The sequence below is a fragment of the Enterobacter sp. KB-280D8 genome, assembly GCF_041399405.1.
Classification (GTDB): Bacteria; Pseudomonadota; Gammaproteobacteria; order Enterobacterales; family Enterobacteriaceae; genus Enterobacter; species Enterobacter cloacae_N.
On the sequence record NZ_JBGKEC010000006.1, the window covers coordinates 104505 to 117048 of the forward strand.

9 protein-coding genes are annotated in these 12544 nt (G+C 62.4%); all 9 read right to left on the bottom strand.

The genetic code is table 11. The features are described from left to right. Nucleotides 1–6: 6 nt before the first annotated feature. The 9 genes from iolE to AB8818_RS16945 all read right to left on the bottom strand — a co-directional run bounded on the left by iolE (nt 7) and on the right by AB8818_RS16945 (nt 12295). A complete protein-coding gene (gene iolE, locus AB8818_RS16905) occupies nt 7–897 on the bottom strand; it encodes a myo-inosose-2 dehydratase (RefSeq protein WP_192983586.1) in 891 nt (296 codons plus the stop codon). 11 nt (nt 898–908) lie between these two features. Then, nucleotides 909–2813 carry a 5-dehydro-2-deoxygluconokinase gene (gene iolC / locus AB8818_RS16910; RefSeq protein ID WP_192983584.1) on the bottom strand — a complete coding sequence of 635 codons (1905 nt, stop codon included), beginning with the start codon at nt 2811–2813 and terminating at the stop codon, nt 909–911. Nucleotides 2814–2825: 12 nt separating this feature from the next. Continuing rightward, nucleotides 2826–3959 carry a Gfo/Idh/MocA family protein gene (locus tag AB8818_RS16915; RefSeq protein ID WP_192983581.1) on the bottom strand — a complete coding sequence of 378 codons (1134 nt, stop codon included), beginning with the start codon at nt 3957–3959 and terminating at the stop codon, nt 2826–2828. Between the two features lie 8 nt (nt 3960–3967). After that, nucleotides 3968–4996: an ABC transporter permease gene (locus tag AB8818_RS16920; protein WP_013098254.1), complete on the bottom strand. Its 1029-nt coding sequence runs from the start codon at nt 4994–4996 to the stop codon at nt 3968–3970. Nucleotides 4997–5007: 11 nt separating this feature from the next. Further along, complete coding sequence (locus tag AB8818_RS16925) at nt 5008–6555, bottom strand: sugar ABC transporter ATP-binding protein (RefSeq protein WP_163330572.1); 1548 nt, start codon at nt 6553–6555, stop codon at nt 5008–5010. Nucleotides 6556–6603: 48 nt separating this feature from the next. Next, nucleotides 6604–7533: a sugar ABC transporter substrate-binding protein gene (locus AB8818_RS16930; protein ID WP_041908742.1), complete on the bottom strand. Its 930-nt coding sequence runs from the start codon at nt 7531–7533 to the stop codon at nt 6604–6606. Between the two features lie 31 nt (nt 7534–7564). After that, entirely contained in the window at nt 7565–8551 is a 987-nt protein-coding gene (gene iolG / locus AB8818_RS16935) for an inositol 2-dehydrogenase (RefSeq protein ID WP_042715811.1), read from the bottom strand. Nucleotides 8552–8852: 301 nt separating this feature from the next. Beyond that, entirely contained in the window at nt 8853–10778 is a 1926-nt protein-coding gene (iolD, locus tag AB8818_RS16940) for a 3D-(3,5/4)-trihydroxycyclohexane-1,2-dione acylhydrolase (decyclizing) (RefSeq protein ID WP_192983579.1), read from the bottom strand. Nucleotides 10779–10789: 11 nt separating this feature from the next. Continuing rightward, nucleotides 10790–12295: a CoA-acylating methylmalonate-semialdehyde dehydrogenase gene (locus AB8818_RS16945; RefSeq protein WP_192983577.1), complete on the bottom strand. Its 1506-nt coding sequence runs from the start codon at nt 12293–12295 to the stop codon at nt 10790–10792. Nucleotides 12296–12544 lie beyond the last annotated feature (249 nt).

Below are 12544 nucleotides of genomic sequence, written 5' to 3' on the forward strand. Positions count from 1 at the left end.
CCCTCCTCAAATCAGTCCGGCGTCGCGCGCCAGGCGGCTCAGGTTGTTGTACCCCAGACGGGCGTAGGTCAGCGGATGGGCAATCGCCGGATCCTGCTCCGCCTCGACCACCAGCCAGCCGTGATAATCCTGCGCCTTCAGCAGCCGCATAATCGGCGGGTAATCGACGCAGCCGTCGCCCGGCACGGTAAACACGCCGCTCAGCACCGCATCGAGGAAGCTGGTTTTGCGGTTTTTGACGTCCGCCAGCACGTCGGCGCGCACGTCTTTGCAGTGAACGTGGTTGATGCGCGACGCCCAGCGCTGCGCTACCGCCAGCGGATCGGCCCCGGCAAAGGTCAGGTGGCCGGTATCCAGCAGCAGTCCAACCTCGTCGCCGGTGTAGGCCATCAGGTTGTCAACGTCCTCGGCGGACTCAATCACCGTGCCCATATGGTGATGGTAGGCAATCTGCACCCCCTGCTGCTGGGTGTAGCGGGCAAATTCGGTGAGCTTCTCGCCGTACTCCTTCCAGCGCTCCTGCGGGAAGCGCGGGCGCAGATGCACCGGCGTCTGCTGCTCGCCGTGAATGCAGCCGCTCACCTCCGCAAAGACCAGCACCTTCGCTCCCAGCTCACGCAGCAGCATCAGGTGGGACTGCACGGCGGCAATCTCCTCCTCCACGCTGCGCTCCAGCAGGCGGCCGGAGTACCAGCCGGAGACCAGCTTCAGGTCGTGGCGCTGCAAAATCGGGCCAAGCAGGCGCGCTTCGCGCGGGAATTTGTTGCCCAGCTCGAAGCCGGCAAAACCGGCCTCTTTTCCTTCGCTCAGACAGGTCTCCAGCGACGTCTCGGCGCCGAGAGAAGGCAGATCGTCGTTCGTCCACGTCAGCGGGTTAATGCCTAATTGCACACTCATTGTCGTCTCCATTATGCGTGTCCGCGCTCGCGCCACCAGGCGATAAGCTGCAGGTAGTTGTCCCGAATGCGCGCCACCAGCTGCGCATCGTCAATATCGTGCTTCAGCCACGCGCGGGAGGCATCGCCAAACAGCGTGCGCCCTACGGCGAAGCCTTTTACCAGCGTCTGCCCCGCAGCGGCTCTGAAGTCGGCGCGCAGCTGTTCTGCCGGGGCGTCCAGGCCGAGGATCACCACCCCGCGGCAGTGCGGGTCCCGGCGGTCGATAATCTCGCCGAGCGCCGTCCAGCCGTCGGCGGAAAGCGGCGGCAGCTTCCACCAGTCCGGGTAGATGCCCAGGTTGTAGAAGCGGGAGATGGCGCGCAGGTAGAGCTCGTCGCTGCGCGGCATGGTCGCAGGCAGGATCACCTCCAGCAGCAGCTCGTGCCCGGACCGGCAGCAGGCGTGGTACACCTCGGCAATTTTCTGCTCCTGCTCCAGGCGCAGGCCGTGGGCATCTTCCGGATGGAAGAAGACCAGACACTTCACCACGTGCTCCTGCGGCCAGCTGATAAGCTGGGTGCCGATGTTGCCGTGCTCCATCTCCAGCGGCCGGGAGCCCGGCAGCTCAATGGGGCGACCAATCCACCACCCTTCCCCGGTGATCGCGTTCAGCGCGTCCTGACCAAAGGTGCCGTCGCACAGCAGACCGGCTTTGCCCTCCAGCCCGGCGCGGCTCGCCGCCTCGCGGCTGGCCTGCAGGATCAGCTGCTTCAGCGCCGGAATGCGCTTAAGCGACGCGCCGCACTGCATCGCCATATCCTCAAGCTGGCTGCGGTGATCGAAGGCCATCACGCACAGCTCCGGCCATTCGCGGCGGCGGGTGGTCACCCGGTGGAGATGGTTAAGACGCGGGTCGAGATCCGGGCGCGGCACGTTCGCGGCGCGGGAAAGATAGTCATCCAGCTCGATTTTGCTCGGCATGGCCGGGGCGCAGCCGTGGCGCGAGACCACCAGCGCGCCGCAGGCGTTGGCGTAGCGGCACGCCTGCTCCCAGCACTCGTCGTTCAGGTAGCCGCGCAGCAGGCCGGACATAAACGCGTCCCCCGCGCCGAGGACGTTCAGCACCTCCACGCGCACGCCGGTGACCGTCAGGCCGTCGTCCAGCCGGGGCGGAATGACGTCGGTGTAGACCGAGCAGCCGAGCGCGCCGCGTTTGCAGACCAGCGCTGCGTCACTGACGGCGCGCACCTGCCCCAGCGCCTGCAGGGTATCCGTGCTGCCACCCGCAATGTGAAACTCCTCTTCGGTGCCGACAATGACGTCGAAGAGGTGCAGCACCTCCTGCAGCTCGCGGGTGACCTTATCGGCGGCGATAAAGCGCGTTTCGCCGTCGCCTAAGGAGGTGAGCCCCCACAGCACCGGACGGTAGTCGATGTCCAGCACCGTGCGCACGCCGTGACGGCGGGCATAGCCCAGCGCCGTCAGCACCGCCTCGCGAGTCTGCGGATGAGAAAGGTGAGTCCCGGTGATGGCAAGACAACGTGCGGAGGCAATGTAGCTTTCGTCCACATCGCTGGCCGTAATGGCCATATCCGCGCAGTTATCGCGATAAAAAATTAAGGGAAAGGTGTCCCGGTCTTTAATACCGAGTAGCACCAGCGCCGTAAGGCGTTGTTTATCGGTAATCAGATGGCTGGTATCGCAGCCCACCTGGTTGAGCTCTTCGCGCAGGAAGCGGCCCATATGTTCATCGCCAACGCGCGCCAGCATCGACGAGCGCAGGCCCTGGCGCGCGGTGCCGTACGCCACGTTGCCGGAGGATCCGCCGAGGTATTTGGCGAAGCTCGACACATCTTCCAGGCGGGCACCAATCTGCTGGCTGTAGAGGTCTACCGCCACGCGGCCCATGCATATCACATCAAACTGCTTTTCCACGTTGATACCTCATCAGACAATGTCGTTCACGTTCAGCCAGCGGCCTTCCCGGTGCGAGAGCGCAATCGCGTCCAGCACGCGCGACACCTTCCAGCCCTCTTCGAAGTCCGGCCACATCGGCGCGTCGGCGGCAATGCCATCCACCAGGTCGCGCACCTCCACCGTTTTTTGATCGTTAAAGCCAATCCCGTGGCCCGCGCCCATGCAGAACGCGGCGTAGTCCGGGTGCGCCGGGCCGACGAGCAGCGTACGGAACCCCTGACGGTTCACCGGATCGTCATGCAGATAAAGCTTCAGCTCGGCCATGCGCTCCTGGGTGAAGCTGATGGCGCCTTTCGTCCCGGTGATGACGTACGACAGCCCCATCTTGCGGCCGCAGGCAACGCGGGAGGTTTCAATCACGCCCTGCGCACCGCCCGCAAAACGCACCATCGCGTGGGCCTGGTCCTCGTTTTCGACGGCAATCATCTCTGACGATCCGGCCTTCGCCGGGCGTTCAGGGACCACGATCTTCAGGTCGCCGCAGACCTGCTCGATATCCCCCACCAGGTACTGGGCCATATTGACTATGTGCGCCGCGAGGTCGCCCAGCGCGCCCAGCCCGGCGGTCTCTTTAAAGCAGTGCCAGTGAATGGGAGCGCGCGGGTCGGCCATATAGTCTTCGTTGTGGGTGCCGTAGAAGTGGATCACTTCGCCAATCTCGCCGCGGGCAATAATCTCCTTCGCCAGCTGCGCCGTTGGGTTCTTCATGTAGTTGAACCCCACCAGCGTTTTCACCCCGGCCCGCTTCGCGGCGTCGACCATCTCGCGCGCGTCGTGGGCGTTAAGCGCCAGCGGCTTCTCCGAGTAGACGTGCTTGCCGTGGCGGATCGCCTCCAGCGCCATCTCCTTATGCAGGTGGTTAGGTGAGCAAATATCCACCACGTCAATGGCCGGGTCGGCCACCAGCGCCCGCCAGTCGCCCGTGGAGCGGTTGAAGCCAAACGCCCGCGCGCGCTCTGCCGCCAGCTCCGGCGTGACTTCCGCCACCATCTCGCGCACCAGCCTGCCGCGCAGGTTGAACACCGTCGGGGCCTGGGCATAGGCGATAGCGTGCGCCTTGCCGATATACCCGGTGCCAATCAATCCAATACGAACCTCTTTCATCGTGTTCCTCACAGTGCGCCGCGACGGCTTTTGGCATAGGTATCGAATGCCACCGCCAGAACGATAATTAATCCGGTGATAATCTGCTGGTAGTAGGCCGAGACGTTCATCAGCACCAGGCCGTTAATCAGAATGCCCATGATGATGGAGCCGATAATGGTGCCGCCGATGCGCCCGTAGCCGCCCATCAGCGAGGTACCGCCGATCACCACCGAGGCGATGACGCGCAGCTCAAAGGAGATCCCGGCCACCGCCTCGGCGCTTCCCAGACGCGCGCTCAGGATGAAGCCCGCCAGACCCGCCAGACAGCCGATCAGCACGTAGACGCTGACCAGCACGCGCTTGACGTTGACCCCCGCCAGGCGCGCCGCCTCCGGGTTGCCGCCGATGGCGTAGACGAAGCGGCCCCAGCGGGTTTTGTGCAGCGCCAGATAGCCGCCGACGGCGACGATGGCAAAGATCCAGATCGGAATAGAGATGCCGAGCAGTTCCCCGCGCCCCCACCAGCGGTAGCCCTGATCGAAACCGGCAATCGGCGCGCCGTCGTTAATCACCAGCGTCAGGCCGCGCCAGATGGTCATCCCGCCGAGGGTGACGATGAAAGGTGGCAGGCGCAGGCGGGTGACGCCCAGGCCGTGCAGGAAGCCAATCGCCGTGCCCATCGCCAGACATATCCCCAGGCCGATCAGCCAGCTCATGCCGCCCCAGGCGTTCGGGTCTACGGTGGTGAAGTTATCACCCTTGATCACGTACGCCGCGGTCATGGCGCACACCGCCAGAATGGAGCCCACGGAGAGGTCGATCCCGGCGGTCAGAATGACGAACGTCATCCCCACGGCCATGATCCCGTAGATGGAGACTTCGGTCAGGATGTTGAAAATATTGCGTTCAGAGAAAAAGTTGCTGTTCTGCGACTGGAAGAAGATCAGCAGCAGGATCATGAAAATCAGCACCCCGAAGCGCTCGAAGAAGGCGATGGGATCGATGCGTCCGGCGCGTTTGACCGGGGCCTGCGTTTTAGAAATCATCTGCGTCATGAGAAACTCCGTTATGCCGCGTTCAGGGCGTTGTGGTTGATGGCCATCATCGTCATCAGCCGTTCTTCGTTAGCGTCGTCACCGTGGATCTCGCCGGTCACCCGGCCTTCGCTGAGGGTGATGATCCGGTCAGACACCGCCATCACTTCAGGCAGATCGGAGGAGATCACGATCACCGCCACGCCCTTTTTCGCCATGTCAAACAGCACCTGGTGCACTTCCGATTTGGTCCCCACGTCGATGCCGCGCGTCGGCTCATCGACGATCAGCACCCGCGGGTTGAGCGCCATGCAGCGCGCGAGGATCACTTTTTGCTGGTTGCCGCCGGAGAGCTTGCGCACCTCCTGCGCGCTGTTGACCATTTTGATCTGCAGCGCCTGGCGGTAGGACTCAATCAGATCGTCCTCTTTGCGGGTGTTCACGAACCAGCGCCACTGCAGCAGCGAGGAGAGACAGGAGAGCGACAGGTTGTCGCGAATCGACAGCCCCAGCACCGCCCCCTCTTTTTTGCGATCTTCCGGCACCAGCGCCACGCCCTGATCGAGGGCATACAGCGGGTCGCGCGGCTGGTACGGCACGCCGTCCAGCTCAAAGCTCCCCGAGGTAAACGCGTCTGCGCCAAACAGGCAGCGGGCCACCTCGGTACGTCCCGCCCCCACCAGCCCGGCAATGCCTAAGACTTCCCCGGCGTGGACGTGGAAGCTGATGTCGTGCAGGGCGATACCGTGCGGATCCAGCGGCGGCTTTTCGCGGCTCAGCCCCTTCACCGCCAGGCGGACGGGTTTGTCTTCATGATGGGTTTCGCTGGCGGGGCGGCGGTTAAAGGCCACGTCGCGCCCGACCATCAGTCGGATCAGCTGTTCGACGTTAGTCTCCGCCACCGCGCCGGTGCCGGTGAAACGGCCGTCCTGGAAAACGGTGAAGCGATCGCAGAGCTGGAAAACTTCGTGCAGACGGTGGGTAACATAAATAATGCTCACGCCGCGGTTTTTAAGCTCGCGCACCACGCGGTGCAGGCTTTCCACCTCGCTGTCGCTCAGCGCGGCGGAAGGTTCGTCCATGATGATTAACCGGGCGTTGAGGGTCAGCGCGCGGGCGATCTCCACCATCTGCTGCTGGGCGACGCTCAGACGGGCCACCGGCGTGGTCGGCGCAACGTTCAGTTGCAGGTAATCGAGAATAACCTGCGCCTCCTGGTTGACCGCCTTTTCGTCGACGATCAGGTTACGTTTACGCGGCTCGCGCCCGAGAAACATGTTTTCCGCGACGGTCATGTTAGGCAGCAGGTTGAATTCCTGATAGATGGTGATAATGCCCTTGTTCTGGCGTTCCACCGGGGAGTCGTCCACCGGCAGCGTTTCGCCGTTGAACCAGATCTCCCCGCGGGTTTGCGGCTGCGCGCCCGCGAGCGCCTTCAGTAGCGTGGATTTTCCCGCCCCGTTTTCCCCCAGCAGGGCGTGGATCTCCCCCGCGCCGACGGTCAGTTGGGCGCTGCTCAGCGCCCAGACGCCGGAAAAACTTTTTGCCAGGTCGGTCACTTTCAGTAAGGGTTGCGACATCGGTCTGCTCCTCCTCATGATGAGCCGCCAAAGGCGGCTCGGGACATATCAGTTACCGGCCTCACCGATACGCTCAGCCTGCTGCAGGTTCTCTTTGGTGATCAGCGTCGGCGGGTAGTCGGCCCCGGTGATGGCTTTCTTCTCGCGCACGTTGGCCACCAGCTGGCTCATCGCCGTCTGCACCGCAAAGCCCGGACGCTGATCCGCCGTTACCGCCAGCCAGCCGTCGCGCACGCGGGCCAGCGCTTCCGGTACCGCGTCAAAGCCGGTGACCAGAATTTCGCCCGGCTTCACACCCTGGCTTTGCAGCGCTTCAATCGCCCCCAGCGCCATGTCGTCGTTGGCGGAGAGGATCACCTGCGGGCGTTTCGGCAGCGAGGGCAGCACGCTTTCAACGATGCGCATCCCTTCGGAACGCATCCAGTTGCCGGTCTGATCGGCGACGATCTTGTACTTATCCCCGCCCGCCTTCAGGCTGTCGCGGATCCCCTTAGTGCGTTCGATGTTGGAGGAGGAGCCCGGCTGGCCGGTCAGCAGAATGATCTCCGCGCCGTCGGGGAATTTGGTTTTAACGAAGTCGCCAATCGCCTGGCCGCCCTTGTAGTTGTTGGCGCCAAAGTGCGGCACTTTCTTCTGGCTGTCGACGGAGCGGTCAAGGGTGACCACCGGCAGCTTCGCATCCTGAATTTCATCCACCGCGCTGGAGACCGCGTTCACGTCGTTCGGGGAGACGATAAAGCCCTGCGCCCCGCGGGTGATGGCGTTTTCCAGGTCAGCCACCTGCTTCGGTGAACTGCCCTGCCCGTCCAGTACCTGAAGCTTCACGCCCATCTCTTTTGCGGCTTTCACCGCCGTGCGCTGCATGTGAACTTCAAACGGCATCGCCAGGTTTGGCGTACTGAAAACAATCTGCTCGTTTTCGGCGAGGGCGGCCCCGGATGTCATGGCGATGAGGGCGGCTAAGATCAGTTTTTTCATTATTATGTCTCTCTGTGTAGGGTTGGTGTGTTTAGAGGACGATCTCGCGCTGGCTACGCAGCGACTCCAGCGCTTTATCCGCAAGGTACAGCGCACGTTCACCATCATCGCCGCTGCAGTCAGGCACCGCTTCGCCGCGTAATACCGCAACAAAGTGCTCCCATTCCGCGGCGTAAGCGGATTTGTAGCGCTGCAGGAAGAAGTGTTCCGGCAGCGCGCTGGTGCAGCCCTGTTTGCCGTAGTGCTGCACCTGGTTTTCCAGAATGTTGCCCGCGCACAGCAGCCCTTCGGAGCCGTGCAGCTCCAGGCGCTGGTCGTAGCCGTAAGATGAGCGGCGGCTGTTGACGATGGTCGCCATCGCGCCGGAGGCGTATTTCAGAACGATAAACGCGGTGTCGATATCCCCCGCCTCGCCAATCGCCGGATCCACCAGGTTGCTGCCCTGGGCATACACCGACACCGGCTCTTCGCCCATGATGAAGCGGGCCATGTCGAAGTCGTGAATGGTCATATCGCGAAACATGCCGCCGGAGACGCGCACGTACTCTGCGGGCGGCGGAGACGGATCGCGGGAGATGATGAGCAGCGATTCCGGTTTGCCGATGCGCCCGGCCTGCGCGTCGGTTTTCACGCGGCGGAACTGCGGGTCAAAGCGGCGGTTAAAGCCGATGAACAGCGGCACGTCGTACTCTTTAACCACCTTCAGGCAGTCGCGCACGCGGGCGAGGTCAAGGTGGACCGGCTTTTCGCAGAAGATGGCCTTGCCGTGGCGCGCGGCCATTTCAATCAGGTCCGCGTGGGTATCGGTGGCGGAGGCGATCAGCACGGCATGAACGTTAGGATCGGTCATCGCCTCATCCAGGCTCTGCTGGCGGGCCTGATACTGCGCGGCGAGGCGGGTGGCAAATTCCTGATTCGGGTCAACCACGGACCAGAGCGTGGTCGCGCCGTGGCTGGCGATGTTAGCTGCATGTACCTGGCCAATTCGGCCAGCGCCCAGTAAAGCAATGTTAAACATAACGGCTCCCGGTGTTGGTGAATGCTGTGAACTAACGACCCTATAAATAAAACATTTATTTCATTTTTATAAATAGTGAAAATTATGTTTTTGAGTGCGGGTTAACACTTTTGAGATGAATGAGATAAATTTTGTTATCAATCTCACAACATTGAGGAAGGGATGCCCCTCACCCTAACCCTCTCCCCAGAGGGGAGAGGGGACGGTTGAGTGCGGGCTTTTCCCCCTCGCCCCTCTGGGGAGAGGGCCGGGGTGAGGGGGAAAACAAAATGAAATGAAAATTTCGTTACGTTGGAAAAACTCAATACTGGCGGGCTTTTTTCACCTGCGCCTGCGTTTGTTCCGCAGCCTCACGCACGGCAGAAGACTCTGCCACCTGCGCGTCACCGGTTCGCCACCAGGAGGCGTAATCGTGGGTCATGGTCTTCGGCAGCACCTTGATGTCCAGCAGCGTCGGGCCCGGATGCGCCCGTGATGCCTCCAGCGCCGCCAGCAGGGTTTGCTCGTCGTTCACCCGCCACGCGCGGCAGCCGTAGCTCTCCGCGTTTTGCGCAAAATCGACCTTTACCAGCGGCCCGTCGAGCCGCCCGGTTTCCGGGTTACGATGGCGATTTTCCGTGCCAAAGCTGCCCATCCCGTGCCCCATCTGCAGGTTGTTAATGCAGCCGAAGCTGGCGTTATCAAACAGCAAAACGGTGACCTTAATCCCCTCCTGCACGGCGGTTTGCAGCTCGGAGTGCAGCATCATGTAGGAACCATCCCCCACCATGGCGTACACCGGCAGCCCGGGTCTGGCGAGCTTCGCGCCGATGGCCGCTGCAATCTCGTAGCCCATGCAGGAGTAGCCGTACTCCAGGTGATAGCTGTCCGGCGTTTTGACCTGCCAGAGACGCTGTAAATCGCCCGGCAGCGAACCAGCCGCGCCCACCACGATGGCGTTATCTTCAATATGCTGGTTGATCAGCCCCAGCACCCGCGTCTGGGTCAGGCGGGTGTTGAGCGTCTCGCCGTACTCCGCCAGCTGCGCATCCAGGTGCCCCGCCACTTCAGGCGCGTCGCCAGGACGCCACTGGCGATCCCACAGGCGGCGGCACTCGTCGCGCCAGGCGGATTTCGCCTGGGCGATCGCTTCTCCCCAGCCGCTGCGGTAATCCCTGAGCGCGTGGGTTAATGCCTGGAGTCCGGTTTGGGCATCGGCAATCAGCGCGGTGGCGTCCAGCTTCAGGGCGTCAAACTCGGCCACGTTCAGCAGCAGGAATTCAACGTCCGGGTGGGAAAAGAGCGCCTTAGAGCCGGTGGTAAAATCGGTCAGGCGGGTGCCGATGCCGATCACCAGGTCGGCCTGTGGCGCAAGCTGGTTAGCGGCCATTCCCCCCGTCACCCCTACACCGCCCAGGTTAAGTGGGTGGTCACTTACCAGCGCCCCCTTTCCGGCCTGGGTTTCGGCAAACGGCAGCTGCAGCGTCTCGACAAATTCGCGAAACGCCTCATGCGCGCCGGAATAGCGCACGCCGCCGCCGCACACCACCAGCGGACGACGCTTGCGGGCGATCAGCGCCCGCGCCTGCGCCAGACGCTGCGGGTCAGGCGGACGGCGCTCAATATGGTGCACGCGACGCGCGAAGAAGCTCAGCGGGTAATCCCAGGCTTCTCCCTGCACGTCCTGCGGCAGGCAGATGGTCACCGCGCCGGTATTGGCGGGGTCAGTAAGCGTTCGCATCGCGCTTAACATGGCGCTCATCAGCTGCTCCGGCCGATTGATACGGTCCCAGTAGCGGGAGACCGGACGGAAGCAGTCGTTGGTGCTGATGCTGAGGTCGTGATACTGCTCGATCTGCTGCAGCACCGGGTCCGGCTGGCGGCTGGCGTAAATATCGCCCGGCAGCAGTAAAAGCGGGATGCGGTTCGCGGTGGCGGTTGCCGCGGCGGTCACCATGTTGGCGGCGCCCGGCCCGACCGAGGAGGTGACGGCAAAAATGCGCTGGCGGCGGTGCTGTTTGGCGAATCCCGTCGCCATGTGAGCGATACCCTGCTCGTTGCACCCCTGCATGATTTTCAGATGACCGGGCTCCTGCTCCAGCGCCTGGCCGATACCCAGCACGTTGCCGTGCCCAAAGATGGTCGCCACGCCCTCGACAAAGCGCGTTTCATTGCCATCCACGCTGACGTACTGTTGATTAAGGAACCGGACCAGTGCCTGGGCCATGGTCATACGTTCGGTTTGCATAACGCCTCCTGTCAGCCCAGCGTCGGCATGGAGAACGCAGCGCTTGTCTCCTGCTGCATTTCCGGCCAGCGCGCGGTGATGGTTTTCATTCGGGTGTAGAAGCGCACGCCGTCGCTGCCGTGGACGTTGAGCGCGCCAAAAATCGAGCGCTTCCAGCCGCCGAAGCTGTGGAACGCCATCGGCACCGGGATCGGCACGTTGACTCCCACCATGCCCGCCTGCACCTCTTCGCAGAAGCGGCGAGCGCAGCCGCCGTCGCGGGTGAAAATCGCTGAGCCATTACCATATTCATGGCGGTTAATCAGATCCACCGCGCTGGCGTAATCTGCTACGCGCACCACAGAAAGTACCGGGCCGAAAATTTCTTCTTTATAGATGGTCATCTCCGGGGTGACGTTATCGAACAGCGTCGGCCCGACGAAGTAGCCCTGCTCGTGCCCCTTCACGCTGAAGCCTCGACCGTCCACGCGAAGTTTTGCCCCCTGCGACTCGCCGCTGTCGATGTAGCCCAGCACCTTGCTGCGGTGCGCGGAGGAGATAAGCGGCCCCATTTCGTTTTCCGGCGTCTGGTCCAGGCCCGGCCCGACGCGCAGCGCGGCAATCTGTTTTTCCAGCCGGGCGCAGAGGTCATCGGCGGTTTTATCGCCCACCGCCAGCACCACGGAGAGCGCCATGCAGCGTTCCCCCGCCGCGCCGTAGGCCGCGCCCATGATGGCATTGGTCGCCATTTCCATGTCGGCATCCGGCATTAAAATACAGTGGTTTTTCGCGCCGCCCAGCGCCTGACAGCGCTTACCGTGGGCGGACGCGGTCTGGTAAATGTATTCCGCAATCGGCGTTGAGCCGACAAAGCTCACCGCCTGCACGCGCGGGTCGGTCAGGAGCACGTCAACGGACTCTTTATCGCCCTGCACCACGTTGAACACGCCGTCCGGCAGTCCAGCCTCTTTCAGCAGCTGCGCCAGCGCCAGCGCGAGCGAAGGGTCTTTTTCCGACGGCTTCAGCACGAAGGTGTTGCCGGTCGCCAGCGCAATCGGGAACATCCACATCGGCACCATCGCCGGGAAGTTAAACGGCGTGATCCCGGCGCAGACGCCGAGCGGCTGCATAAGCGAGTGGCTGTCGACGCCGGTGCCGACGTTTGCCGAGTGTTCGCCCTTTTGCAGATGCGGAATGCCGCAGGCAAATTCCACCACTTCCAGGCCGCGGGTCAGTTCACCCACCGCGTCGGAGAAGACCTTGCCGTGCTCTTCGCTGATGATGCGGGCCAGGCGCTCCATGTTCTCCTCCAACAGAGCCTTGAAGCGGAACATCACGCGCGCGCGCTTAAGCGGAGCCTGGCGCGCCCACGCCGGAAACGCCTGCTGCGCGGCGGCAATCGCCTGTTCGGTTTCCCGCGCCGTACTCATCACCACCTGGCGGATTTGCTCGCCGGTGGCCGGGTTGAAGATCGCCTGAACGCGCTGGCCTGAACCGGTGACACATTCGCCGTGAATAAAATTCGCTACCGTCTCCATCCTTAACCTCTCGCTGTTGATACGTGACTGTTACCTGAACGCTGTGTACTGAACACTATATATGAAACAAATATTCCATTTTAAGTTGAAATAAAATAAATGATGATTATTGTGATCAAGGATGGATTTTTATGTTAACAGCCAGCAACACTGACGCCGCGTGCGCTATTAAAGGATTTCGGGCGAGGAAATGACTGAAGCTTCTGTTTCATTTTTGCTGCCAGATGGATGGCCGACATTTAAAAGACG